The sequence below is a fragment of the Actinoallomurus sp. NPDC050550 genome, from assembly GCF_040655075.1.
GTDB lineage: Bacteria > Actinomycetota > Actinomycetes > Streptosporangiales > Streptosporangiaceae > Actinoallomurus.
Genome location: NZ_JBFAJC010000027.1, coordinates 94510 through 118746, shown reverse-complemented (window position 1 = coordinate 118746; position 24237 = coordinate 94510). Strand labels below are relative to the sequence as shown.

The 24237-nt window shown below is 70.8% G+C and carries 23 protein-coding genes; 7 read left to right on the top strand and 16 right to left on the bottom strand.

The annotated features are described in order from the left end of the window. Positions 1 to 479 precede the first annotated feature (479 nt). Positions 480 to 1178 (bottom strand): AraC family transcriptional regulator, encoded by a 699-nt coding sequence (locus tag AB0I04_RS32085; protein WP_360892829.1) that lies wholly within the window; start codon positions 1176 to 1178, stop codon positions 480 to 482. Positions 1179 to 1478: 300 nt separating this feature from the next. On the opposite strand from AB0I04_RS32085, the gene AB0I04_RS32080 reads away from it, so the two are divergent. Further along, positions 1479 to 2189, top strand: a complete 711-nt coding sequence (locus tag AB0I04_RS32080) for an alpha/beta hydrolase family protein (RefSeq protein ID WP_360892826.1) — start codon at positions 1479 to 1481, stop codon at positions 2187 to 2189. Positions 2190 to 2373: 184 nt separating this feature from the next. On the opposite strand, the gene AB0I04_RS32075 is transcribed toward AB0I04_RS32080, so the two are convergent. Beyond that, on the bottom strand, positions 2374 to 3387 hold the full coding sequence (locus AB0I04_RS32075; protein ID WP_360892823.1) for a sigma-70 family RNA polymerase sigma factor: 1014 nt from the start codon (positions 3385 to 3387) through the stop codon (positions 2374 to 2376). Positions 3388 to 3406: 19 nt separating this feature from the next. Then, on the bottom strand, positions 3407 to 3967 hold the full coding sequence (locus tag AB0I04_RS32070) for a TIGR03086 family metal-binding protein (RefSeq protein WP_360892890.1): 561 nt from the start codon (positions 3965 to 3967) through the stop codon (positions 3407 to 3409). 448 nt (positions 3968 to 4415) lie between these two features. On the opposite strand from AB0I04_RS32070, the gene AB0I04_RS32065 reads away from it, so the two are divergent. Continuing rightward, a complete protein-coding gene (locus tag AB0I04_RS32065) occupies positions 4416 to 4928 on the top strand; it encodes a GNAT family N-acetyltransferase (RefSeq protein ID WP_360892820.1) in 513 nt (170 codons plus the stop codon). Between the two features lie 143 nt (positions 4929 to 5071). Here the strand turns inward: AB0I04_RS32065 and AB0I04_RS32060 are convergent, their stop codons facing one another. Both AB0I04_RS32060 and AB0I04_RS32055 read right to left on the bottom strand, forming a co-directional pair. Next, on the bottom strand, positions 5072 to 6241 hold the full coding sequence (locus AB0I04_RS32060; RefSeq protein WP_360892817.1) for a HAMP domain-containing sensor histidine kinase: 1170 nt from the start codon (positions 6239 to 6241) through the stop codon (positions 5072 to 5074). Then, entirely contained in the window at positions 6238 to 6900 is a 663-nt protein-coding gene (locus AB0I04_RS32055; protein WP_360892887.1) for a response regulator transcription factor, read from the bottom strand. The genes AB0I04_RS32060 and AB0I04_RS32055 overlap by 4 nt, the downstream gene beginning before the upstream one ends. A 209-nt stretch (positions 6901 to 7109) precedes the next feature. Between AB0I04_RS32055 and AB0I04_RS32050 the strand changes: the two genes are divergently transcribed. The 4 genes from AB0I04_RS32050 to AB0I04_RS32035 all read left to right on the top strand — a co-directional run bounded on the left by AB0I04_RS32050 (position 7110) and on the right by AB0I04_RS32035 (position 9780). Continuing rightward, entirely contained in the window at positions 7110 to 7346 is a 237-nt protein-coding gene (locus AB0I04_RS32050) for a hypothetical protein (protein ID WP_360892815.1), read from the top strand. Positions 7347 to 7482: 136 nt separating this feature from the next. After that, the gene (locus AB0I04_RS32045) at positions 7483 to 8133 is read left to right on the top strand and encodes a Type 1 glutamine amidotransferase-like domain-containing protein (RefSeq protein ID WP_360892812.1); all 651 of its coding nucleotides are present in this window, start codon (positions 7483 to 7485) and stop codon (positions 8131 to 8133) included. A 116-nt stretch (positions 8134 to 8249) separates the two neighbouring features. Then, positions 8250 to 9332 carry a DUF6745 domain-containing protein gene (locus AB0I04_RS32040; protein ID WP_360892809.1) on the top strand — a complete coding sequence of 361 codons (1083 nt, stop codon included), beginning with the start codon at positions 8250 to 8252 and terminating at the stop codon, positions 9330 to 9332. 10 nt (positions 9333 to 9342) lie between these two features. Further along, positions 9343 to 9780, top strand: coding sequence for a hypothetical protein (locus AB0I04_RS32035; RefSeq protein WP_360892806.1), 438 nt, complete (start codon positions 9343 to 9345; stop codon positions 9778 to 9780). A gap of 20 nt (positions 9781 to 9800) precedes the next feature. Here the strand turns inward: AB0I04_RS32035 and AB0I04_RS32030 are convergent, their stop codons facing one another. The 9 genes from AB0I04_RS32030 to AB0I04_RS31990 form a co-directional block, all read right to left on the bottom strand. Then, a complete protein-coding gene (locus AB0I04_RS32030) occupies positions 9801 to 9965 on the bottom strand; it encodes a hypothetical protein (RefSeq protein WP_360892804.1) in 165 nt (54 codons plus the stop codon). A gap of 56 nt (positions 9966 to 10021) precedes the next feature. Beyond that, complete coding sequence (locus AB0I04_RS32025; protein WP_360892801.1) at positions 10022 to 10393, bottom strand: hypothetical protein; 372 nt, start codon at positions 10391 to 10393, stop codon at positions 10022 to 10024. 39 nt (positions 10394 to 10432) lie between these two features. Continuing rightward, on the bottom strand, positions 10433 to 11146 hold the full coding sequence (locus AB0I04_RS32020) for an SDR family oxidoreductase (protein ID WP_360892799.1): 714 nt from the start codon (positions 11144 to 11146) through the stop codon (positions 10433 to 10435). A 235-nt stretch (positions 11147 to 11381) separates the two neighbouring features. Continuing rightward, positions 11382 to 11747, bottom strand: a complete 366-nt coding sequence (locus tag AB0I04_RS32015; protein ID WP_360892796.1) for a hypothetical protein — start codon at positions 11745 to 11747, stop codon at positions 11382 to 11384. Between the two features lie 137 nt (positions 11748 to 11884). Further along, positions 11885 to 13054 carry a lipid-transfer protein gene (locus AB0I04_RS32010; protein WP_360892793.1) on the bottom strand — a complete coding sequence of 390 codons (1170 nt, stop codon included), beginning with the start codon at positions 13052 to 13054 and terminating at the stop codon, positions 11885 to 11887. Next, positions 13051 to 14379 (bottom strand): OB-fold domain-containing protein, encoded by a 1329-nt coding sequence (locus tag AB0I04_RS32005; protein WP_360892790.1) that lies wholly within the window; start codon positions 14377 to 14379, stop codon positions 13051 to 13053. Before AB0I04_RS32005 ends, AB0I04_RS32010 begins: the two co-directional genes overlap by 4 nt. A 10-nt stretch (positions 14380 to 14389) precedes the next feature. Then, on the bottom strand, positions 14390 to 15562 hold the full coding sequence (locus tag AB0I04_RS32000; protein WP_360892787.1) for an acyl-CoA dehydrogenase family protein: 1173 nt from the start codon (positions 15560 to 15562) through the stop codon (positions 14390 to 14392). Beyond that, positions 15562 to 16626, bottom strand: a complete 1065-nt coding sequence (locus AB0I04_RS31995) for an acyl-CoA dehydrogenase family protein (protein WP_360892784.1) — start codon at positions 16624 to 16626, stop codon at positions 15562 to 15564. Before AB0I04_RS31995 ends, AB0I04_RS32000 begins: the two co-directional genes overlap by 1 nt. Before the next feature lie 10 nt (positions 16627 to 16636). Beyond that, positions 16637 to 18445: an AMP-binding protein gene (locus tag AB0I04_RS31990; RefSeq protein WP_360892781.1), complete on the bottom strand. Its 1809-nt coding sequence runs from the start codon at positions 18443 to 18445 to the stop codon at positions 16637 to 16639. Between the two features lie 232 nt (positions 18446 to 18677). Between AB0I04_RS31990 and AB0I04_RS31985 the strand changes: the two genes are divergently transcribed. Continuing rightward, on the top strand, positions 18678 to 19271 hold the full coding sequence (locus tag AB0I04_RS31985) for a TetR family transcriptional regulator (protein WP_360892778.1): 594 nt from the start codon (positions 18678 to 18680) through the stop codon (positions 19269 to 19271). 54 nt (positions 19272 to 19325) lie between these two features. On the opposite strand, the gene AB0I04_RS31980 is transcribed toward AB0I04_RS31985, so the two are convergent. Both AB0I04_RS31980 and AB0I04_RS31975 read right to left on the bottom strand, forming a co-directional pair. After that, a complete protein-coding gene (locus tag AB0I04_RS31980; RefSeq protein WP_360892776.1) occupies positions 19326 to 19448 on the bottom strand; it encodes a hypothetical protein in 123 nt (40 codons plus the stop codon). A 102-nt stretch (positions 19449 to 19550) separates the two neighbouring features. Further along, positions 19551 to 24227, bottom strand: coding sequence for an HAD-IC family P-type ATPase (locus AB0I04_RS31975; RefSeq protein ID WP_360892773.1), 4677 nt, complete (start codon positions 24225 to 24227; stop codon positions 19551 to 19553). Between the last annotated feature and the right edge of the window lie 10 nt (positions 24228 to 24237).

Sequence of the window (24237 nt, the reverse complement as noted above, 5' to 3'; positions counted from 1 at the left end):
GCAGGTTCTGAGGCCCTTCCATCGCGTGAGATAGAGACGGCAAGACCCGACATAACGCCTGAATGTCGCTAGCGGGCGACGGGGCTTTATTCTGCACTGTGCCCTCAGACGGGAAAATTATCGCCTGAGGGCACGGCGCAGAACGAAGGCAGCCGCCCTGGACGGAAAATAGTCCCGTTATCCGTCCCGATTACATGATATGTAACTGATCCACGGGCGAATGGCTGATCTGGGGGCGAAGTCGCGTTTAAGGGCTCTTCGCAGTCGAGGGTGTAGACGTTGCCGGCTGGTCGCCCGGCTCGACGAGTCTCGGTTCGGTCGTCGGGGGGCAACGCTTTGGGCCTGACGTGTGGCCCTGGCTTGTCGCGTGGTCAAGCCGATGGTTGGTGCCGCCGCTGTAGTTGTGCGGGAATCGCGAGGCGCGCGGGGGTCATCTCCTGTCCGATCGCGGACCACATCGGCCTGGGTGCGAGTACGAATCACCCCGAGGACTTGACCACCGTCGGGAGTTGAGACGCGCGGGCGTTGGTCTGGCGACCGGTTCGGTAGCGGCCCGGGGTCGTTCCGATGATGTTGGTGAACGCTGCGATGAAGCCGCTGGGGTTGGCCCATCCGCAGGCGTAGGCGGTTTGGGTGGTGTCGTGGCCGTCGGCGAGGAGCACGAGCGCGTGGTGGATGCGTAGCTGTGTGCGCCACTCATAGAAGGTCATGCCGAGTTCGTTGCGGAACAGCCGGCTGAGGGTGCGGGTGCTGGCTCCGATCGTCTTCCCGAGTTCGGCCAGCGTGGCGTTGTCCGCCGGCTTCTCGTACAGCATCCGGGCAATGGCCTGCAGTCGGTCGTCCCGCGGCTCCGGCAGGTGCAGTGGCTGTTCGTGTGCTTCGCGGAGTTCATCGACCAGGACTCGAAGGAGGCGAGAGCGCGCGGAGCGGCTGTAGCCAGGCACGGCGTCGTCGTAGTTGCGGGGGCCGGTCAGGGCGAGCAGGACCTCGCGGGCGAGGTCGGAGGCCAGGAACACGGCGGGATGGTCTGGTATGAGCCGGGCGAGGGATGGCGTGAGAAAGACGATCCGCATATCGGTGTCGCCGTGGGCGCGGTGGTAGTGCGTGAACTCGGCGGGGGTCCAGGCGACCCGGTTGGCGGGAACGATCGACGTGCCGCGCTCGGTGTGAAGTGCCAAGACGCCGCTGGCTGCGTATACCAGGTGTCCCCGTGCGTGCGACTGCACCGCGCTTGTTTCGCCGGATGGCCACAGGTGGCGTCCGCCGGACGGCCACACATGTGACGTCGCACCGGCGATCAGGCGAGATTGGCCGCGAACAGGCATCAGTTGGCATCTTATCGGTGGCAAGCCACACCTTGATCTGGCGACACTGCCTCCATGCGGAGTGGTCTTCAGCCGCGCAGAGCGCCCGACCGAACCACACGTCATCGAGGCAGCGTGCCTCGATGCCGCGGCTTGAGAGAGAAGGAGAAACGCGTGGCGACGTTCGTCCTCGTGCCCGGCGGTTGGCACGGCTCCTGGTCGTTTGAGGCGGTGGTTCCGCTGCTGGAGCGTGCCGGTCATGCCGTTCACGCCCTGACCCTGACCGGTCTGCGGCCGGACGACGACAACGCGACGGTCGCGACCGCCAACCTCGACACGCACGCCGACGACGTATTGCGGCTCCTCGATCGCGCCCACATCACCAGCGCGACGCTGGTCGGCCACAGCTACGGCGGGATGGTGATCGCCGCCGCCGCCGATCGCGCCGACGGCCGGATCTCACGACTGGTGCATCTCGACGCCTACGTACCGCGCGATGGCGAGTCGTGCTGGTCGTCAACGACCGAGCGCTACCGACAAGCGTTCGCCGCCGGCGCTGCGACCACCGGCTACGCCGTCCGACCGCCGGACGGCGGCGATCCCCGCCGCCGTCCCCATCCCCTCGCCTCGTTCCTGCAAACGATCCGGCTCACAGGCACGCTCGCCCAGGTCCCGCGCCGGGAGTTCATCTACTGCTCGGGATGGGAAGACCGGACGCCGTTCGCTGAACTCCGCACCCGGCTCCAAGCCGATCCCGAGTGGCAGGTCCACGACCTCCCAACCGGCCACGACGCAATGCATGAGGCCCCGGAGTCGGTCGCTGCACTACTGCTCGGCGAACGCATCGCGAATGCGTCGACGCACGGACGACAGGCTTACCGTTGAGGGCCACACAAGCCCAGTTCTGGATCGTGCAGTGCTAGCGTGCCGAGTCATTGAGCCGGACCGGTGGTGCCGCTCGCCAAATTAGTCCGTCAAGGCGAGAACGAGGACAAAGCTGCCGTACGTGCCAGGTTCCTGATCGAACAGATGCGCTCGGCCAAAGTAAACAATCTTCAGTTACGGGACACTAGCGGACGCCGATCGGAGGGACGGCTGTCGGCGGGAAGCCGAATGTAGCGGCCAGGCCGGGTTGGTGGAATGAGAAGATTTGACTGATGCCTGCGCTGGTGACGGTGAGCGCCACTATTCCGTACGCCTGGTAGGTGCCGTGTCGATCACGGGCGTAGGCCACCGCGGCGGGCTGCCCGTTGGCGCTCGTTGGCAGCATGAGCCAATCACCGGGCGATCCCAGAACCCGGGTACGGAGATAGGGCACGCAGGTCTTGCAGCCGGCGAACCAGGTCTTGAAGGGCGTCGCCTCCAGGGTGGCATCCCGGCACAGCAGCCGTTCCAGGGCCGACGCGTCGGCGTTCTGGAAGGCCGCGATGTACTGGTCGAGCAGCGCACGGGCTCCCGGCTCGGTGGGCTGGGTGATTTCGTCAGCCGCAGGGGCCAGGTCCCGGAGCCGGGCGCGGGCGCGTTGCAGCGTGCTCTTGACTGCCGCTGTGGTGGTGCCGAGTATGACGGCGACCTCGGCGGCGGGAAAAGACAACACATCCCGCAAAATGAGCACGGCCCGTTGCGTACCGGACAGGTACTGGAGGCTGGCAACCAGCGCCAGCCGCAGGTCCTCGCGCGCGAGGACGATGGACGCGGGGTCGGCCTTGTCTGGGCTGACGAGTACGTCGGGAACCGGCTGAAGCCAGCTGATATCGGGTCCGGCCGGTTCCGGGGCGGCCTCGGGGTCTGGTTCCGGACCGCCGAGGCCGGAAGGCAGCACACGCCGGCTGTGATGCCCCAGCGCGGTCAGGCAGACGTTGGTGGCGATCTGGTAGAGCCAGGTACGCACCGATGACCGGCCCTCGAACGCGCCGTAGGAACGCCAGGCACGCAGATATGTCTCCTGGACCACATCTGTGGCGTCGTCCACCGAGCCGAGCATGCGGTAGCAATGCGCCAGCAGCTCCCGCCGGAACGGCTCGGTGTCCCTGACGAACGCCTCACTGTCAGGGAACGACGGTTTCCTGGTCAGATCCGCCACAGGTCAAAACTACTCTCGGTCATATAGAGCGGCCGAGGAAGGCGGCCAGCCGGTCGGCCGGGCACGCGCTGGCAGGAGCCTCGACGATGGGCCCGAAGATGGCCTCTCCTTCAGGTCCACGGTAGGCGTCGAGGATCTCGACCCGGGCCTGGATGAGTAGTTCGTCGGCGAGTTCGGGATCCAGGTCGGTGTGGTACCCGATGGCGCGGGCAAGGTCCCATCCATGGGTGAACTGGTCCCTGGCGACCATGCCCATCAGGTCCGCACCGGAGAACTCACCGAACGCCAGTTCGATCGTCTTCTCCAGAACGCCGGCGGACCCGAAAGCTGCCAGCGCAACCTTGATGCTGTCGTCGTAACTGGCAAGGAAGTCGCCAGCCCCATAGTCCTCGTCGGTGATCTCATAACCCGCACCCATGGCGGCGGAGGCCCCCCACCGGGCCGAGCCGACGAAATGGTTGATCAGCGCGCGCACGTCCCATGACACGCACGGCGTCGCAGTATCCAACTGGTCGGGGCCGACCTTGGCCAGCACGACCCGGGTGCTGGCGAAGGCCCGGCTCAGCTGCCGGGTAGGCACGGGATCTTGCTTACTCTCCACCGTTTACGATCCTCTCTCGCAGTTCTCGGCGAATCAGGCCTCGCCCCCTGCAGTCGCGGAAGGTCCTTGGCCCACAACAGGTAGACCTTCTGGCATCGGAAAAGGAATCGCGGCGGTGACACTCACCCGCACAGTGCGGCCAATGGAACCAGCGAGCCCTGCGCGCCCGGTCGAGATCGGCCAACCCGGGCCGGCGAGGCGGTCTGGGCCCGCTTCGGGCCGGGGGTCCCGCCCGGAAGTCACTTTCTCGCGTTGTCCGGACAGATGAGATCTTGGTACGGTCGCCGTCGATGCGAGATACGCGTACGGCCGGATGCCAGGAGGCTGATGAATATGGCTGCCAGCAGCCCTGTTCAGCGTGCCCTCATCCGGTCCGCGTGAGGCTAGTTCGCGGCCCGGGTCGTTTCCAGCGACCAGGAGTTCTCTCGTGTCTTCCTTCTTTTCTTCGACCGATTCCGAGCTGACCACCGACCGCCTCATCCTGCGGACATGGTCGGCCGATGAGGTGACCGCCGTCGTCAACGGTGCCCGCTCGGCGTACTGGGCCGATGACTTCCCCGCCGAAGGCGATCGCGTGATCGCCGGCTTCATCTCCGAACACCCCGACGACACGCTGGGCGAGTTCGGACACCACCTGATCATCGAACGCGACAGCGGCCTGGTCGTCGGCTCGATCGGCCTGTTCTGGCCGCCCAGCGACGGGATTCTCGAAATCGGCTACGGCGTCGTGGATTCGCGCCACGGCCGCGGCTACGCGACCGAGGCCACCCGCGCGATGGTGGAACGCGCCCTCACCGCACCAGGGGTCCACACGGTGTCCGCCGGTGTGGAACCGACCAATCCCGCCTCGGTCCGCGTGCTGGAGAAGTGCGGTTTCCAACGCCGGAGCGTGGACGAGGAGACCATTCGGTTCCACATCACCACGCCCCTCGCGCAGTAGATGACCGACCGGGATCGGCCGTGCTCGCCACGGCCGATCCCGGCCCCGCTGCGGACGTGCAGAAGGCACGGCAGATGCCACCCGCGGATCTTCGAGACTCCTTCTTCGATCGGCCGGAGGAACGGCACACGCGACCGGGATGGTCATCGGGTGGCTCTGCGGTCAAAATCCGCGGTATCAACGGCGAGCGGCAGGCTGATGTCGATGGTCAAGCCGCCGGTGGGATTCGCGGTCACGGCGAGCGTGCCGTGGTGCGCGGTGGTCACCGCCTGGACGATCGCAAGGCCCAGTCCATGCCCGCCGTTCTGAGCATCGCCGTCCTTGTGGCGGGCCCGGCCGCCGAGGCGTGCGAAGGGCTCGAACAGCCGCGCCACCTGATCGGGTGCCACCCGGGGACCGGTGTTGCTGACGGTCATCACGGCGTGGCCACGGTCGGTGGCGACGGTGACCGTGACCTCGCCGCCGGGGTTGTTGTGCCGGATCGCGTTGGTCATCAGATTGGTGGCGAGCTGGCGCAGCAGGATGGGATCACCGATGACGAGCGCATTGTCCAGCCGGGAGAGTACCGACACGTCCCTTCGGGACGCCTCGTCCAAGGTCATGGCAATCGCATCACGGACGAAGTCCGCCAGATCAACGGTTCTCGGGGATCCGATGCCGCGCTCGGCCCGGGCCAGGTCGAGCAGTGCGCCGACGATCTGCTCGCTTCGCACGTTCACCTCTGTCAGGTCGGCGAGCAGGGTGGGCACGTCACAGTCCGAGGGGGTGGCGGCCGCCACGTCGATGAGCGCCTGACTCGTGGCCAGCGGGGTGAGCAGCTCGTGCGAGGCGTTGGCGGCGAAGTTCCGGTGACCGTCGAAGGCGGACTGCAGGCGGGACAGCATGTCGTCGAAGGTGTCGGCCAGTTCCTTGACCTCGTCGTCGGGGCCGGGGAGAGCGACACGCTCATGGAGGTGACCGGCGGCGATCCTGGCTGCCGTGGTGGTGACGCGGCGGATGGGGGCCAGCATTCGGCCGGCCACGATCCACCCGATGGCGACCCCGCCCAGCGAGCACATCACCAACACCAGTCCGGAGATGCGCAGCAGACTGTCGAGCGGCTGCGGGGCGTCTCGGAGAGGCTGCGCCGGCATGGGGGACGGGGAGCCGAGCGGCACGGTCGGTCGCGCGGCGACTGCCGGGGTGACCAGTTCGGACATAATCACATAAATCGCACCCAATGCCGCGGTGAGGGCCGCAGCGAAGGTGGCACCGTACAACAGCGTGAGCCGGACACGGATCGTCAGCCGGGGCGGCCGGGGCGCGGCGGTCATCGCGGAGCCAGCCGGTAGCCGATGCCGATCTCGGTATGGATCACCGGCGGATCGCCGAGTTTTCGCCGCAGTGCGTGAATGGTGATCCGGACCGCGTTGGTGAATGGGTCGGCGTGCTCGTCCCATGCCTTCTCCAGCAGGTGTTCGGCGCTGACCACGCCGCCCTGGGCGGCCAGGAGGATCTCCAGCACGGCGAACTCCTTCCGAGCCAGGCGGATCTCCCGGCCGTCGCGGGTGACCTGCTTGGTGTGCGGGTCGAGTCGTATCCCGGCGGCGGTCAGTACCAGCGGGCGGGCCTGCGCGGAACGACGCTGCAACGCCCGTACCCGGGCGACCAGTTCGGGAAGCCGGAACGGCTTGGTCAGGTAGTCGTCGGCGCCGAGACCGAACCCGGCGACGGTGTCATCGAGTGTGCGCGCCGCCGTCAGCATCAAGATGCGACACGGGGAGTCTTCCGCGACCAGCCTCCGGCACACCTCGTCCCCGTGCACGACGGGCAGGTCGCGGTCGAGGATGAGCACGTCGTAAGCGGTGACCGCGAGCCGTTCCAGCGTCCCGGCCCCATCCGTGGCCACGTCCACCGCCATAGCGTGCCGACGCAGCCCGGCGGCCAGTGTTCGTGCCAACAGCACTTCATCCTCAGCGATCAGGATCCGCACAAGCTCGTCCTTCTTGGTCACTCCACGGGCGTTCGGGCACATCATCCCGTCTCGGGCGTTCGGTCAGCGTTCGGTCCATGGCGTGTACGACGGGCGCTCGTACGCGGAATTCCGCAAACGGTGACCGAATGTCGGGTCTGGCTGAATGAGCGTTGGTCCGAGGCCGCACCGGTCCGGGCTGGTGGAACACCGAGACGGAGGAGTGACCGATGAGAACTCGACGCGGACTGGCGCTCGTGGTCGGCGCGGCGGCCCTGATCGTGGGCGGAGCGACCGCCGCCGGCGTGGCCTACGCGGCCCACGACGACGGTCGCTGCGTGACGGCCGGTCCGATGACCAAGGCGGTCGGGCCGGCGGGCGACGCCGCGACCGACGACAAGCGGCGGGCACCCGAGGACGGCCCGTCGTGCGTCCCCGCCGAGCCGGCGGTACCGGCCTCCAAGTAGGCGTGGAGCTCGGTCGGCGTCGGCCGGTGATGCCGACGCCGACCGGCCGTGTCACTCGGCGGCCCGTCGGCCGAGCCGCCGTGACGGGTTGCATCATTGAGGTGATCATCCGACCGCGACATCGAACGGGTGCCTGATGCGCATGTACCTGTCCTCATTCCGTCTGGGCGACCACCCGGAGCGCCTGCGCGCTTTGCTCGGTGACTCCGGACCAACGGACATCGCGGTGATCGCCAACGCGATGGACGCCCAGCCCGACAACGAACGCCGGGCAGGCGTCCGTCGGGAGATCGGCGCGTTGGCCGCGCTGGGATTGCAGCCGGTCGAACTCGATCTCCGCGAGTTCTTCGACCAGCGTGAAGACGACGTCGCGGCGGCACTCGCCCGGTACCCCTCCGTGTGGGTACGGGGCGGGAACGTCTTCATGCTCCGCCACGCCCTCGCCCGTAGCGGCGCGGACACCGCGTTGACCGACCTCCTGCGACGCGACGCGGTGGTGTACGCCGGGTACAGCGCCGGAGCCTGCGTGCTCGCGCCGAGCCTGCGCGGCCTGGAGCACTGCGACGACCCGCAGGTCGTTCCCGGCACCTACGGCGAACCGGTGACCTGGGCGGGACTCGGCGTCCTCGACCACGCCATCGTTCCGCACGTCGACTCCCCCGATCACCCCGAGAGCGAGGCACTGAACGCGGTCGCGGCGTCGTACCGTGCGGACGGCGTCCCGCACCAGGCACTACGCGACGGACAGGTCCTTGTAATCGATGGCGACGACGCGCACGTTCACTGAGGGGCCCCGGCCGCCGCAGCTGACGGCCGGTGGGCGGCCGGCGGGTGGACAGGGGCGCGGTCGATCTGTCACTCTTCAAACATGATCGTTGGAAAGGCGGACGCCGCCTTCATCGGGTGAGCGCGCTGTCGCAGCGGGAAGCTGCCGAAATCCGCGAAGAATGGCTGGGCCGGCTTCTGTCGACGTCGCCCGCCGACCGTCCGGCCGCAGAGGCCGCCATCTCCGAGCTCTACCGCCTGATCGGGCTCGATCCGCCACGGTTCCACTGGGTGTCCTCGCCCGTCGCAGCCCTGACGACGGTTCCGCCGGGAGTTCGTCCCCGGCGTTGCGAGGCGATCGAGAATCTGTCCGAATGGCCCGTACCCTCGCGGATCAAACAGGTCAGGGGGCGATTGCGCCGTGACCTCGACGAACGCTTCCGGTGGACCGACCGATCGACGTACCAGCTGACCTATCGGGCCGTCCAGCTGTCGCTCCGGCAATCCGTCGGCAGGTCACTCGACCTGGCGCTGGGAGCGGCGCACGACTCACGGGACTACCTCAGTAGTCCCTGGCACGACCTGCGGGACGTCTCCTGGGTCGCCCACTATGAGGCGCTGCGCCGCGTGACCGGAACGGTCTTCACGCTTGAGCAGAGACGGCAGGTCGAGCTCTGGAAGACCGTGGCCGGCTCCTGCGGATGGTGGTGGCCGCGCGAAGACGTCTGCGTCGTCGCGGAGCGGCCCGTGGCCCTGCACACCGAGGTCTGGGGTAATGAGGGCGAGGTCCGGCTGCACTGTGCGGACGGCCCGGCCGTGCGGTACGCGGACGGCTGGGACGTGTACGCCTGGCACGGGATGCGGGTGCCCGCCTGGGTCGTCGCGAATCCGACCGTCGCGCGGATCGCCGCCGAGACGAATGTCGAGGTCCGTCGGTGCGCGACCGAGCGCCTGGGCTGGTCCGCCTACATCGACCAGGCCGGGCTGCGCCTGATCGCGACCGCGCCGGACCCGGGGAATCCCGGCTCCGAACTACGGCTGTACGACCTGCGCAGCGACACCCGGGTGCTCCTCGCGGTCAACGGGTCCGTGGAACGCGACGGGCGGCGGCGCAGGTACGGGCTGACCGTGCCCGGTTTCCTCGACGATCCGATCGCCGCCGCCGGCTGGACGTACGGGCTGTCCGCCGAGCAGTACTCCCTCCTTCTTCGACGAACCTGAGGTGATCTCCATGACCGTGACGCTTGCTTCCCTGTCCCAGCAGACCGGACTCGCCGTACTCGACCATCTCGAGACGTCGGTGACCATCCCCGTCGTCGACGGGCTACAGGCCCAGGGCGACCTCATCGTCATTCCCTTCTCCATGGTCGCGGCGGCCATACGCTACTGGCCGGACCCCGCCTGGGCCGATGTGCCGGCCGAGGGTGTCGAGTTGCTGCGCGGCGAGGCCGGCGGCAATCCGCACACGCTCGTGGCCGACCCGGGCACCTGCCGCTGGACCACACGCGTCTTCGACTCCGACGGGCTGGCGATCGGCGTATTCGAAACGTCGGCCGTCGCCTACCTGCTGCATCCGGAGCACGGCGCCACCGGCTGCGCGCCCGGGACGTACGTCGTCCGGCGGCAGCGTGAGCGCGAGGGACGCCGGAGCCGCCTCGTGGCGGACTGACCCGCCTCGAGCCGGATCGATCAGCCTCCGACGGTGGTGGCTTCGCGGAGAGGGTCGTCCGGGGTCAGGACCACCTGCGGCTTGGGCGGCGTCTCCTGTACCGCGACGGTGTCCTGAAGACGCACGCGCGGCGGCAGTGTCGCCCACCGCCCGGCGCCGGGCCGGTCGCCCTGATCGTCGCTCATGGGCCCAGCATGTGGCAGCGCCCGCGCCATGTCCATTGGCGCGGGCGCGACAGATTTCAATCAACCTGGTCGAGGCGGGAGACCTGGTAGTGGGTGATGTACCAGTCGCCTTCCGAGCGCTTCAGCAGTACGCCGAGGTTGACGCTCAGCGTGGGCCGGTCGGTGAACGAGAAGTCGACGGCCAGGTATCCGAGCACGAGGTCGCCGGAAAGACGTCTGCTCTCCAGAATGCGATACGCGGCCGACAGGCCGAGGGGCTGGGATTCGTAGTAGTCGGCGACGCCCTGCCTTCCGACGCTGTACGGGTGCAGCCCCTGGAAGATCGCGTCTTCGGTGAAGAGGGAGGCGACCCGATGCGGCTCATGGGCGTCGACGCCCGACTTCCACTGGTCGAGGACGCCGCGCAGGATCGTTTCGATGTCAGTCATGCCGTCCGTCACGGTTCTCCTGTGGAAACAGACCGGGGTTCAGTGTCCCGCGCTCACGCCGCCGTCGACGTGGAGGATCTCGCCGGTGACGAACGGGGCGTTCTCCAAGTAGATCACCGCGTCCACGATGTCGCTCTGCTCGCCCATCCGGCCGACGGGTTGCAGGGCGGCGAGGGCCCCGTGGGTCTGCTCGGGATGCATCGGGGTCTTGATGGTGCCCGGCGAGACGGCGTTGGCGCGGATGCCGCGGGTGGCGTACTCGATGGCGAGGGACTTGGTGGCGGACTGCAGCCCGCCCTTGGTCAGTGAGGCCAGCACGGAGGGGACGCGGGAGTCGGCGTTGTCGACCAGGCTGGTGGTGATGTTGACGATGTGACCGCCACCCTGGGCGAGCATGCGCTCGACGGCCAGCTGGGTGATCCAGAAGAAGCCGGCGAGGTTCACACCGGTCACGGCGGCGTAGTCGTCCTGGGTGTAGTCGGTGAAGGGCTTGGCGACGAAGATTCCCGCGTTGTTGACGAGGGTGTCGACGCGGCCGAACCGCTCCACAGCGGCGGCGATGACGCGCTCGGCGGTGGCCGGGTCGCCGATGTCGCCCTGGACGGTCAGGATGCCCGCCTCGTCGGAGGGGGCGATGGTGCGCGAGGTGGCGACGACGGCGTAACCGAGCTTGCGGTACGCGCCGACGAGGCCGGCGCCGATGCCCTGTCCCGCGCCGGTGATGATGGCGACCTTCTGGTCCTGAGAGCTCATGATGATCTTCTTTGAGGTAAGGGAATGGATTCCGTGACCGACGCGAGCGATTCCAAGCCGACCGGTCATCTATTCGGAACGTAGGCGGCCGCGCAGGACGAAGTCAAAGGTCAGAGGACCTTTTGGCGGGACTGGTTTCCTCGCAGCTGAGAGGCCTGGCCTTCCAGCGCACGTCACCTATCTCCCGGCCGTGGCCGTCGGTCCCGGCAGAGGACGCCGGGACCGAGCCGAGACGTCAATGGCGCTTGGCCATGGCGCATCCGGCGGAGAAGCCGGAGGGATAGCCGGCCGCGAAGCCCTCGCGGAAGGCGGCGACGCCGGTGGTCGTCTTCTGCCGCTGCGCCGCGATGCCCACAGTGCGGCAGGCCTTCTTGCCGTCGGCGAATCCCTCGGAGTAGCCCTGCCGGAATCCGGCGGCGTACGGCTCGCGGGCGTGTTTCTCGTGCTCGGGTTTCGGCTTCACCGCGGTATTCCGCTGGGCGATCGCCGATGCTGCGTGCGCCGATCCGGTTTGCGCCGATGCCTGCGGAGCCTCAACTGTCCCCATGATCAGACCGGTGCCCAGGACGGGCGTCAGCAGAAGCGGAGCGATGTGACGCATCGAGCCTTCCCCCCGTTGATGAATAAAAGCAGCTATCTCCACTCAAGGCAGTAAGAAGGCGCAGGAACAATGCAATTGCCGTTAATAGCGGGCAATGTAAGATTTACCGCGAAATGCGGTTTCAGCAGCGCGAACACTCACGACCGGCCGAGGATCAGGCCGCTCGTCGGGACGCCCGTTCCGGCGGTCACGATGACGTGCTCGACCCCGGCGACCTGGTTGACCGAGGTGCCGCGGACCTGGCGTACGGCCTCGGCGATGCCGTTCATGCCGTGGATGTACGCCTCGCCGAGCTGGCCGCCGTTCGGGTTGACCGGCAGGCGCCCGTCCAACTCGATGCCGCCGTCCGCGACGAAGTCCTTCGCCTCCCCGCGCCCGCAGAAACCCAGCTCCTCAAGCTGTACGAGGACGAACGGCGTGAAGTGGTCGTACAGGATCGCCGTCCGCACGTCGTCCGGCCCGATCCCGGCCTGCCGCCAGAGCGTGTCCCCCACCCGGCCCATCGCGGGCAGGGTCGTCAGGTCCGTCTCGTAGTACCCGAACATCATCATCTGGTTCGGCCCCGCGCCCTGCGCGGCCGCTCTGACCACGGCGGGCGGGTGGGGCAGGTCGCGGGCGCGTTCGGCGCTCGTCACGACGATCGCGACGCCGCCGTCGGACTCCTGGCAGCAGTCGAGCAGGTGCAGGGGCTCGACGACCCATCGGCTGGCCTGGTGGTCGTCGAGGGTGATCGGCCGCTCGTGGAACCACGCCTTGGGGTTGGTCGCCGCGTGGCGGCGCATGGCGACCGCCACCCGGCCGAAGTCCTCGCTGGTCACGCCGTACTCGTGCATGTAGCGCCGGGCGTACATCGCCACCCAGGCGGCCGGGGTGGCGAAACCGTACGGCAGGTGAAAGGAGAACTCCAGATCGGTGGACGTGGCGGCGTGCTCCGAGCGGGGCGCGGCCTGGCCGAAGCGGTGCCCGGACCGTTCGTTGAACGCCCGGTAGCACACGACCGTCCGGGCCTGCCCGGTCGCCACCGCCATCGCCGCGTGGGCGACGGTGCCGCAGGCCGCGCCGCCGCCGTACTCGACGCGGGAGAAGAAGGACAGACCGGGGATGCCCAGCTCCCGGGCCACCGCGATCTCGGAGTTGGTGTCCGACGAGAACGTCACCAGGCCGTCGACGTCGGACGGCGTCAGCCCGGCGTCCTTGATCGCGTCGATGCACGCCTCGGCGGCGAGCTGGAGCTCCGAGCGCCCCGACTCCTTGGAGAACTCGGTCGCCCCGATCCCGGCGATCGCCGCCTTACCGGAGATCGTCATGCTCGCTCCTTGAGTCGTACGGTCGCGATGGCGTGGTCGCCGAGGCTCACCGCGCCGCGTACCTCGACGGTGCGGTCGTCGACGACGCGGCCGGTCATCGTCAGCGTGTCACCGGCGTACGCGGGGACGCCGAGCCGTACGGAGATGCCCTCCAGGACGGCGTCCGGCAGGCCCTCCAGGACGTAGCGCTGGACCAGGCCGATGGTGGTCAGGATGTTGAGGAAGATGTCCTTCGACCCCTGGGCCCGGGCGAGGGCGGTGTCGTGGTGGACCGGCGTGAAGTCGCGGGTGGCCAGGGCTGTGGAGATGACGAAGGTCGGCGTCAGCTCAACGCTCAGCCCCGGCAGGCCGTCGGCGGCCTCCGCGGCCGGTTCCGGCGCGGCCTTCGACGCCGACGCTGCCGAAGTCGACGCCCCGGACGCCGACGCCGCCGAAGCCGCAGGCGCTCCCGCCGGGCGCCACTGGGGCAGCGTCAGCTCGTCGTCCATCTCCTGGAAGATCAGCTCGACGGGCATGCCGACGCGTACCTGGCCGGGCGGGCAGTCGAGGAGGTTGCCGACCATGCGGACGCCCTCCTCCAGGTCGACGAGGGCGACGACGAACGGCGGCTCGTGCCCGGGGACCGGCGGGTGGTGGTGGACGACGTAGCTGTGGAGCGTGCCACGGCCGCTCGCCGCGACGTGGTCGCGTTTGGTCGCGTGGCAGCTCGGGCACATCGGGCCGGGCGGGTGGCGCAGCCGCCCGCACTCGGCGCAACGCTGGATGCGCAGCTCGCCCTCGCGTACGCCGTCCCAGAAGAAGCGCGTGTCGAGGCCGACGGCGGGCCGCAGCGGGTGGCGTCCCTTCGCCGCGCCCCTCACGCGGGGACGGAACTTCAGCACCCGGAACATCATCTCGGCGACGCGCTCGTCCCCGGAGTACCAGGCCTGGTACCAGGTGACGAAGTAGCCCTCGCCGAGGCCGGTGCGCTTCGGCCCGGTCACGCCCGCGAACCTCATGGTCGAGCGCAGCCGTTCGCCGTGCCGCAGGTACCGGTCGTACGTCTGCTCGCAGTTGGTCGCGACGACGCCGGTGAACCCGGACTCGTTCAGCAGCGTCAGGGGGCGGTCCGCGATCGACGCGGGCTTGTCCCGGTCCAGGCCCGGCATCGACCAGACCTGGATCATCGCCGGGGGCGCGGTCGCCGCCCAGCGGTCGCCGCGGTCGCCGAGCGCCTGGGTCCAGTTGCGGATCATGGCGGCGTTCACCGGGTCCGGGCAGGGGGACGCGGGGCTCTCCCCCGCGGCGGTCAGCTCCTCGGCGAGGGCCATCAACTGGTCGTGCAAAGTGACTCCTTCACCGGGGGGCGCGCGGCAGGCCGAGGCCGATCATCGCGATGAGCTCCCGCTGGATCTCGTTGACGCCGCCGCCGAAGGTCAGCACGATCGCGCCCTTGACCCCGTGGTCGAGGCGGTCGATGAAGTCGCGGGTCTCCTCGTCGCCGGGGTCGCCGTAGCGGGCGAGCGCCTCGCCGACGACGCGGCCGACGTCCTGCATCCGCTCCGACCCGTAGATCTTGGTGGCGGACGCGTCGGGCGCGCCGAGCCAGCCGAGGTCCATGTTGGCGGCGACCTGCCAGTTGAGGAGCTCGTTGACGCGCAGGTACGCGTGGACCTGCGCGACCGCGCGCCGTACGTCGGGCTGTTCGATGAGCGGCCGGCCGTCGCGGCCCTTCTTGGTGCGGGCCCAGCGGACGAAGCGGTCGTAGGTGTGCCCGATGTTCCCGGCCGGGCCGAGGGTGACCCGCTCGTGGTTGAGCTGGTTGACGATGAGGTTCCAGCCCTTGTTCTCCTCGCCGACGAGCAGGTCGGCGGGGACCTTGACGTCCTGGTAGTAGGTGGAGTTCGTGTGGTGGCGGCCGTCCATGGTGACGATCGGCGTCCACGAGAAGCCGGGGTCCTTGCAGTCGACGATGAGCATCGAGATGCCCTTGTGCTTCTTGGCCTCCGGGTCGGTGCGCGCGGCCAGCCAGACGTAGTCGGCGTAGTGCGCGCCCGAGGTGAAGATCTTCTGGCCGTTGACGATGTAGTGGTCGCCGTCCCGGACCGCCGTGGTGCGCAGCGCGGCCAGGTCGGTGCCGGCGCCGGGCTCGCTGTAGCCGATCGCGAAGTGGCACTCCCCGGCGAGGATGCCGGGCAGGAACCTCTTCTTCTGCTCCTCGGTCCCGAACTGCACGAGCGTCGGCGCGACCGTGTTCAGCGTGATGATCGGGTACGGCACCTCGGCGCGGGCGATCTCGTTGGCGAAGATCTGCTGCTCGACGTGGCCGAAGCCGCGGCCGCCGTACTCCTTGGGCAGCGCGATGCCGAGCATGCCGTCGCGGCCGAGCCGTCGGCAGTGCGCCATGTACGAGGTGCCGAACGGATCGTCGGCGATCCCCTCGCGCTGGTCGGGGGTCAGGCAGGAGGCGAAGTACTCGCGCAGCTCGGCGCGGAGCGTCTTCTGCTCGTCGGTCAGGTCGATGAACATCAGGCCACCAGAGCTCCAATCGCGTCGAGCTGCGCCTCGGCGCCGCCCAGCAGGTGGGCGTGGTGCTTGGCCCACGCGAAGTACCGGTGCAGCGGGTAGGTCACGTCCAGGCCGAGCCCGCCGTGCAGGTGCTGGCAGGTGTAGAAGGCCTTCAGCGCCGGGTCGCACACGTTGTACGCGGCGACGGCGAGGACCTCGGCGGCGTCGTCGTACCCCTCCGCGAGCCGCCACGCGCCCGCCCACACCGCCACGTCCAGGGCGCGCTTGGCGATGTAGACGTCGCCGATCTGCATGGTGACGGCCTGGAACTCGGCGAGGGGCCGGTCGAACTGCTCGCGGGTCTTGACGTGCTCGGTGGTGAGCGTGAGGGCGGCGTCGAGCACGCCGGAGACGATCGCGACCGCACCGGCGGTGGCGTACCCCGTGAGGGTGCCGTACGCCCCGGCGTCCAGCAGCGCGTCCGCGCCGACCCGTACGCCCTCCAGGCCGATCCGGGACAGGGGCTCGCCGGTGGCCGACGGCTGCGGGGCGATCGTCAGCTGCCCGGGCTCGACGAGGAAGACGCCGATCCCGTCCACGAGACGCGCCGGAACGAGGATGACGTCGGCCTGCCCGGCGTACGGGACGAAGGTCTTGACCCCGTCGAGGACGTACGCGTCGCCGTCGCGGCGCGCGGTCGTCGTGAGGCCGGAGCCCGGCTCGCGGAAGGCGACGCCGAGGACGGAACCGCCGTCCGCGAAGCCGGCGAGCCGGTCCGCGCGGCCGTGCCGGGCGAGCGTCATCGCCGCGACGAGGGAGGAGTACGCGGGGACCGGGGCGACGCGCGCGCCGATCTCCCGCAGGACGACCGCGAACTCCACCGCCCCCAGCCCGGCGCCGCCCAGGTCCTCGGGCAGGCAGGCGCCGAGCAGCCCGGCGTCGGCGAGGGCCTTCCACAGCGCCGTGTCGTACGGCGCGCCGGATCTCTCGTGCGCCTCCAGGCGCTCGGTCGTGACCTCGCGTTCGAGCAGGCCGGCCGCGAGGTCCCGCAGCTCCCGCGCATTCTCGTCCAGGTCGAAGTCCATTATCCCCTTCTCACTCCGTGGCGCCGGAGGGCCACAGGCGTCCCCGGCCCCGGCTCTCGAACTCGGCGCGCAGCCGGTCGACGTCCTCGGCGGTCATGCGGCGGAACCGCGGCTCCCGGCCGGGCCGCCACCACACCGGGTCGGAGGTGTTCCAGGCCTCCGCCGCGAGCGCGCGCTTGACGACCTTGTTGGAGGCCGTGCACGGGAGCTGGTCGGCGACCCGGACGTAGCGCGGCGTCCACTTGGCACCCAGGTCCGCACGGCCGCGCAGGAACGCGGCGAACCGGTCGGGGTCGAAGGCGCCGACCAGCGCCACCATCACCTGGTCGCCGGCCGCGACGTCCGGCACGCCGTACACCGCGAGCTCCTCCGCGCCGGGCAGCTCGCCGAGCACCCGCTCGACCTGGGCGGCGCCGAAGTTCTCGCCGTCGACGCGCAGCCGGTCGGCGTGCCGCCCGGCGAAGAACACGAAGCCGCCGGCGTCCCGGTAGGCGAGGTCGCCGCTCCAGAACATGCCGTCCCGGAGCCGGTCGTCGGCCTGTTCGTTGTGATAACCGTCGAACAGGCCGAGCCCCTTGGTGTTCACGAGCTCACCGATCGCCTCGCCGCCGTTGGTCACGCGGCCGTCGGCGTCCAGCCGCGCGGGCGGGCACTCCCGGCCGGTCTCCGGGTCGAGGATCTTGATGCCGTCGCCGAGGCGGCCGAGCGCTCCCAGCGGACCGGCCGGGTCGGGCGACAGGGAGATCGCGGTCTCGGTCGAGCCGTACCCGTCGACGACCGCGCAGCCGAACCGCTCACCGAACCGCTTCTGCTCCAGCGGAGCCGCCTCGTTGCCGAACGCGACCCGCAGCGGGTTGTCCGCGTCGTCGGTGCGTTCGGGCGTGGTCAGGACGTACGACAGCGCTTTGCCGACGTAGTGCAGGTACGTGCAGCCGTACCGGCGCACGTCCGGCAGCGTGCCGGAGGCCGAGAACCGCGCGCGGAGCACGAGCTGCGCGCCGGCCGCGAGCGCCGGGGCGTACGCCGCCATGACGGCGCCGGAGTGGAAGAGCGGCATCGGGCAGTAGACGACGTCGTCGGGGCCCAGCAGGCGGCCGGCCAGGATCGTGCCGGGCACGACGACCTTCCGGTGCGTGACCCGCACCGCCCTCGGCCGCCCCGACGTGCCGGACGTGAAGATCAGCATCAGGAGGGTGTCCGGCGCGACCGGCGCGAGTGCCTCGAACGGCGGGGCCGACGCGGGCGTGTCGAGGGGCGGAGCCTGCGTGTGCGCGTCGAGCGTCGGGGCCGACGCGTCCGGAGTGGGGGCGCCGAGGGGCGGGGCCGGGTGGGGTTCGGCGACCGGCAGGCCGGTACGAGAGGCGATCTCGTCCGCGAGGGCCGCGGGTTCGGCGACCGGCAGGCCGGTACGGGAGGCGATCTCGTCCGCGAAGGCCGCGGGTTCGGCGATCGGCAGGCCGGTACGGGAGGCGACCTGGTCCGCGAGGGCGGCGTGGCGCGGTTCGGTGACGATCAGGTCGCAGTCGGCGCGCGTGGCGTCGCCGGCCAGCTCGTCGGCGGTGCGGGTCGTGTTGAGCGCGACGATCACGTTGCCGGACAGGGCCGCGCCGCCGAGCAGGAAGACGAACTCGGGGACGTTGTCGAGCAGCACGCCGACGTGCAACGGGCGCGCGGCTCTGGGCATCGTCGCCATCCAGCCGGCGCGGGCGGCGCACTCGCCGACGACCTCGCGCCAGGTCCAGGCCGCGTCGGCGAACCGCAGGCCCACGCGGTCGTCGGCGGCCTGCGCCCGGAGCAGTTCGGCCACGGTGCCGGACACCGCCTCACCTCCCGGTCGATCTCACCCGGAAGAAAAACTAGAACACATTCTAATATGTGTCCACCACCAAAGATCGACGACCGCATCCGAAGGGATGTCAGACTCCGCTTACCTCGGTGAAATCTCCGCGACTCCGCAACCTACCGGTAATACATAACGTGTTCTCGCCAGCGGTAGTCTGGTGCTCGACACGCGCGGGCGGGGCACCGCGCTCCCAGCCCAAGGAGTCGTCGTGACGGCAGAGTCCGCAGCCGCCAGCCACCAGGGGGTCCGCTCCCGCAGCCAGTACCAGCGCCGCCGCCGCATCGTCCAGGCGGCCGCCGCCCTCGCCTCCCGCGGAGGCGTCGAGGCCATGCAGATGCGCACCGTCGCCGAGCGCGCCGGAGTGGCGCTCGGCACGCTGTACCGCTACTTCCCGTCCAAGATGGACCTGGTCGTCGCCGTCGTCAGCGAGGAGATGGACACCCTCGAGGGCAGCCTCGACCGCCGCCCGCCCCGATCGGCGGCCGCGGCCGGGCGCGCCGTCGAAGTGCTGATGCGCGCCACGCGCGGGCTGATGCGCGAGCCGGAGCTCGCCGACGCGCTGATCCGGTCGCTGCTGCTGTCGGACGTCAAGACCGACTTCGGCGACCGCATGGCGGGCCTGCTCGCCCGGGTGACGGCGACCGACGCAGAGAGGGGGACCGACGAGAGCCGGGTTCTGCTGCGGTCGCTGAGCAGCGTATGGGTGATGGAGATGCTGGAGATGCTCCGCGGCCACACCACGAACGATGAGATCCAGGTGCGGCTGGAGATCGCCGCGGCCCGCCTGCTCGCCGACTTCTGACGCCGACGAGGCGGGCCACGCCCTGGGGGCGGGTTCACGACCCGCCCCGGGCGGTCAGGCGGTCACGAGCTGCTTGTACATCCCAGTGCGGATCAGGTAGAGGGCCACCCGAGTGAGGAGGGCCTGGAGGAGCATGACGAGCGCCTTCGCGAGGATCGTCGACACGATGTCAGGCATGGGGCACCTACGGGGTAGAGGGGTACCGTCGCGTGAATTATGCCTTCTTGTCCGAATCAAAGCGACCCGCAGAGGTGGCCGCGGAGTGAATATTTTCCCAAGTCAGGCGCTGTTTCGCCGCAGGCGCGTCAACAGCACCGCGGCCACGGCGAAGGCCAGGGCCGAGCCCAGCGCGATCGCCCAGCAGTGCGGCCACAGGGGCCGGCTGCCGAAGAAGTGACTGAGACCCGGCACCTGCACGATGATCCCCAGCGCGGCGATCGACACGAGGCCTGAGCCGAGCACCAGCGGGTCGCGCCCGCCGGCCGCGATCGTCTGCGCCAGCTGCGTGGTGACGAGCGCGACCAGACCGGTGGTGTCGGCCTGGCCGCGGGTGCCGCTCGCCCGCGCCAGCACCCACGCGGCCAGCGCGGCGCCCGCCGTGGCGCCCGCGCGCACCGTCACGTCGCGGGTGAGCGCGCCGCCCAGCGACCGGTCCGGACCCTCCTCGAGGAGCTCCTCGTGCGTCACGCCGGACGGCGGGCGGGCCGCCAGGGCGATCGCGGGGAGCATGTCGGTGAGCAGGTTGACCAGGAGCAACTGGCGCACGTTGAGCGGGCTGCGCCCGCTGAGCAGGCCCGTGCCCACCGTGAAGGCGATCTCGCCGAGGTTGCCGCCGAGCAGCACGGCCAGGGCGTCGCGCGTGGACCGCCACATCGCCCGGCAGTCGGCGATCGCGTCGGTGATCGTCTCGATCCGGTCGTCGGTGACGACGACGTCCGCGGTCTCACGGGCGGCGGGCGTGGCCCGCTCGCCGAGCGCGATGCCGACGTCGGCCAGTCGGATGGCGGGGGCGTCGTTGGCGCCGTCGCCGGTGACGGCGACCACCCTGCCGGCCGCCCGGAGGGCCTGGACGACGCGGGCCTTCTGCGCGGGGCTGACCCGTGCGAAGACCGATACCCCGGCCAGCGCGTCGGTCAGTTCCTCATCGCGCAGGGCGTCGAGGTCGGGCCCGGTCATGATCCGGCCGTTCAGCAGGCACAATTCGGCGGCGATGGCCTCCGCGGTCGTCGGGTGATCACCGGTGATCATGACGACGTCGACGCCCGCCTTGCGCAGCCGTTCCACGGCCTCGGCCGCGGTCGGCCGAACCGGGTCGGCGATGCAGGCCAGGCCGAGGAAGCCCAGCCGGTCGATGCGCGACTCGGTCAGGTCACGACGCCCCGACGCCCGGCGCTCGGCGACCGCCAGCACCCGGTACCCCAGATGCGCCAGCCGGTCCACCTCCTGCTCGACCTTCTCCCGCGCCTTCTGGTCGAACGGGACAGATCCGTCGTCCCGAATCCAGGTGTCACACCGCTCCAGGACGATCTCCGGTGCGCCCTTCACGCTCAGCAGCTGACGGCCGTCCGTCCGGCCGAGGACGGCGTGGTAGCCGCGCCCGGGTTCGAACGGCAGCTCGTCGACCCGCTCCCAGGACTTCAGGCCCTCCGCCGCGTCCATCTCCAGCTTCCGGGCCGCCCTCGTGATCGCCCGGTCGGTCGGGTGCGGCAGCCGACCGCCGCCGGGGTCCGGGGTCGCGCGGACGGCGGCCGCGATGACCTTCCGGTGGAACGGCGACAGTTTCTTCCTCTTGACCGGAGCGGCCGCCAGGCCGTCGGACACCTGCCGCAGCCGCAGCCTGCCCTCGGTCAGCGTGCCCGTCTTGTCGAAACAGAGCACGTCGATGCGGCCGAGCGCCTCGATCGTGCGCGGGTTGCGGACGAGCACGCCACGCCGGGACATCCGGCGCGCGGTCGCCAGCTCGGCCGCCGTGGCCACGAAGGGCAGCCCCTCCGGTACGGCGGCGACGGCGAGGCTGACCGCCGGGCCGAGCGCCTGCGCCATCGACTGCCCTCGCAGCAGGTCCGACAGGAAGAGGACCGCCCCCGACCCGAGCGCGACCGGCAGCGTCACCTCCGTCAGCGCGCGCAGGCGCGTCTCGACCCCGCCCGGACGCCGTTCGTCGCCGCCCTCCCGCATCGTGCGCCCGACCTCGGTCTGGGCGCCCGTGGCGACGACGACGCCGGTCGCGTTCCCCGCCGCGATGACCGTGCCCTGGTACAGCATCGAGTGCCGCTCGGCGACCGACCGGGACAAGCTGGGCCGGGGGCTCTTCGTGACCAGCTGCGACTCCCCGGTGAGGCTGGACTCGTCGACCTCCAGGTCCTCCGCGGCCAGCAGGCGCAGGTCGGCCGGCACGGCGTCCCCGGCGGTCAGCACGACGACGTCGCCGGGGACGAGCTCGTCGGCCGTGGCCCGCGGTTCCTCGTCCTCCTCGCCGGGCCGCCGGAGCCGGACGCGTACCGCGCTCAGGTCGACGAGCCGCCGCAACGCGCGGTCGGCGCGGACCCGCTGGAAGCCGGACATCACGGCGTTGCCCCCCAGAACCGCGCTGATCAGGGCCGCGTCCATGATCGATCCCATGACCGCTGAGACCCCGGCGCCCGCCGCGAGCGCCGGAGTGAGCGGGTTGTCGAGCTCCTCGATGGTGACGTGGGCCAGGCCCGGCGGCCGCGTCTCCTCCCCGAGGTCGATGCGCCGCCGGTCGGCCTCGGCCTCGCCGATGCCGGACATCGACGATTGCAGCCGGTTCAGCACGGCCATGGCCGGCCACGCGTGCCACGGCGTACGGTCCTTGGGCACGGGGGCGGGCCGCCGGGCCAGGACCCGGCCCGACCAGGTGCCGACCCCGAACGCCGCGATGGTGGCGAAGTCGACCGCCAGCTGGGCACGCCGCGCCGCTCCGGCGGACGGCCCCGCCGCGGCCAGCAGCGCTCCCGACACCGACCCGACGGCGGCGGTCTGCGCAGCCCGCGCGCTGGTCTGCTTCGCCGCCGGCATCGTCTCCAGCAGCAGGCACGCCTCGGCCAGGCCGGGGCCGCACAGCAGCTGCGCGCCCCACGCCGGCCGGTGGCCGTGGGCCAGCACGCCGATGCCGACGTCCGCCGCCGCGAGGGACTCACCGCCGTGCGCGGCGACGAGCGCGACGACACGCCCCTCTTCCTGGCACCGCCGTACGGAGGCGAGCAGCCGGTTCCCGCCCGCGACGGTGCGGTCCACGTTCAGCCGCTGCGCCAGCGGCGCGGCACCGGCCACCGCGACCGACCCGACTCCCCGCGCGGCGGCGATCAGCGCCTCGGCCAGGGGATCCAACTCGGGGACCACGGAGACGAGGGCGGCCAGATCACCGTCGCGGGTCAGGAGGAGCACGGTCGCACCCCGCTTCCGCAACCCGGCCGCGCGCTCGCGCGCGGCCGCCGGGAGGCCGGATTCGGTCACGAAGTCGCCCGCGCCACGGCGGCCGGTGCGTGCCCTGGCCGGCCGCACCGGAGTGACGGCCCAGGCGTCCTCCTCCCGCCGGGCGTCCGGCCGTTCCAGGTCGACCAGCGCGTGGGCGCGTTCGTAAGCCTCCTCCGCGCCGACCTCCGGCGACAGGAGGACGACGTCCTCGATCACCAGATCGCCGGTGCGCAGCACCGAGGCGTCGACGATGACATGGTCGATCCGGTCGAACCGGCGCAGGCTCTCCGGATTCAGCACGACGATGTCCCGGTCGGCGGCGATCCGGCCGACCTGGGTGGCGAAGGCCTCGCGGCCCATCCGTGCCGCGCGCGGCACGCCCGCGGCGAGCACTCCCTGCGCCCGCGCGCCGTCGCGCGTGAAGAAGTACGTGCCCACCGCGGCCGTGATCGCCGTCGGTATCGTCCAGGCCACCCGCTCCACGGGGCCGTGCGGCAGCGGCACGGGCCGCTCCGGGACGTGCAGGGCCGGGGCTTCGAAGGCGCCTTCGTGCCGGATCAGGTGCTCGACGCGCCGGTGCCAGGTCGACCGGTGCCCGCGCATCTCCCCCACCCGGACGCTCCGGTGCACGGAGCCGATGAGGAGGCCGACCGGCTGCTGCGCCAGCGCCTGCAGGGTCGCGAGGCCACTGCCGACGACCACGTCGGTGGCCGACTGCCCGATCAACCGCACCAGCCGGTCCCGCACCTGAGGCGTCGAGTCGACCATCGCGATCGCGGTGGCCATGGCCGGGGGGATGGGGACGGTGCGCAGCACCAGCCGGCTCGTGATCGCGGTGCCGGCGCCGGCCAGGTACGCGGCCACGAGGGCCGTCTCCCGCAGGATCGCCTGCCGGTGCGTCGGGTCGGGATGCCGGGTGAACGGGTCGTCGGCGGCGCCGTGGCGGTCCTCGATCATCTCGACCACGTCGATGAGCTCGTCGACGGGCACCTCTCCGTCCTCGATCACCAAGACGGTCCCGAGAACGGCGTTGACCTCCGCCCGCGCCACGCCCGCGACGTTCAGCATCTCACCGACGAGGTCCGCCGCCATGTCCTCACGGCCGGGGCGGTGCACGCCGCGGACCCGGATGCTGGTCCGGCCGTCCGCCCGGTGCACCCGTCGTTGCTCGACCGCCTCCACGACGGCGCGCACCGCGGTCTCCGAGGCTCGTACGGCGGTCTCGGGGAGCCGGGCGACCGCCCCCGGAAGGCGCGCGACGTCCTCCGACGCCCGCACGGCGGCACCCGGAAGGCGCCCCACCGCGGCCACGGCCTCCTCCGACGCCCGCGCGGCGGCACCGGGAAGGCGCGCCATCACGCCCGCGACGTCCCCCGAGACCCGCGCGGCGACGCCCGGAAGGCGCCCCGCCGCACCCGCGGCCTCACCCGACGCTCGTACGGCGGTCCCCGAGAGGCGCGTCGCCGCTCCTGCAGCCTCGCCTGAGGCGCGTACGGCGGCGCCCGGAAGGCGCCCCACCGCACCCGCG

What these genes read in the sequence shown, in the direction of transcription:
- AB0I04_RS32060 (WP_360892817.1), bottom strand. Translation starts at nt 6,241, where the DNA reads ATGACCGCCGCGCCCCGGCCGCCCCGGCTGACGATCCGTGTCCGGCTC.
- AB0I04_RS32050 (WP_360892815.1), top strand. Translation starts at nt 7,110, where the DNA reads ATGAGAACTCGACGCGGACTGGCGCTCGTGGTCGGCGCGGCGGCCCTG.
- AB0I04_RS32045 (WP_360892812.1), top strand. Translation starts at nt 7,483, where the DNA reads ATGCGCATGTACCTGTCCTCATTCCGTCTGGGCGACCACCCGGAGCGC.
- AB0I04_RS32035 (WP_360892806.1), top strand. Translation starts at nt 9,343, where the DNA reads ATGACCGTGACGCTTGCTTCCCTGTCCCAGCAGACCGGACTCGCCGTA.
- AB0I04_RS32030 (WP_360892804.1), bottom strand. Translation starts at nt 9,965, where the DNA reads ATGAGCGACGATCAGGGCGACCGGCCCGGCGCCGGGCGGTGGGCGACA.
- AB0I04_RS32025 (WP_360892801.1), bottom strand. Translation starts at nt 10,393, where the DNA reads ATGACTGACATCGAAACGATCCTGCGCGGCGTCCTCGACCAGTGGAAG.
- AB0I04_RS32020 (WP_360892799.1), bottom strand. Translation starts at nt 11,146, where the DNA reads ATGAGCTCTCAGGACCAGAAGGTCGCCATCATCACCGGCGCGGGACAG.
- AB0I04_RS32015 (WP_360892796.1), bottom strand. Translation starts at nt 11,747, where the DNA reads ATGCGTCACATCGCTCCGCTTCTGCTGACGCCCGTCCTGGGCACCGGT.
- AB0I04_RS32010 (WP_360892793.1), bottom strand. Translation starts at nt 13,054, where the DNA reads ATGACGATCTCCGGTAAGGCGGCGATCGCCGGGATCGGGGCGACCGAG.
- AB0I04_RS32000 (WP_360892787.1), bottom strand. Translation starts at nt 15,562, where the DNA reads ATGTTCATCGACCTGACCGACGAGCAGAAGACGCTCCGCGCCGAGCTG.
- AB0I04_RS31995 (WP_360892784.1), bottom strand. Translation starts at nt 16,626, where the DNA reads ATGGACTTCGACCTGGACGAGAATGCGCGGGAGCTGCGGGACCTCGCG.
- AB0I04_RS31980 (WP_360892776.1), bottom strand. Translation starts at nt 19,448, where the DNA reads ATGCCTGACATCGTGTCGACGATCCTCGCGAAGGCGCTCGTCATGCTC.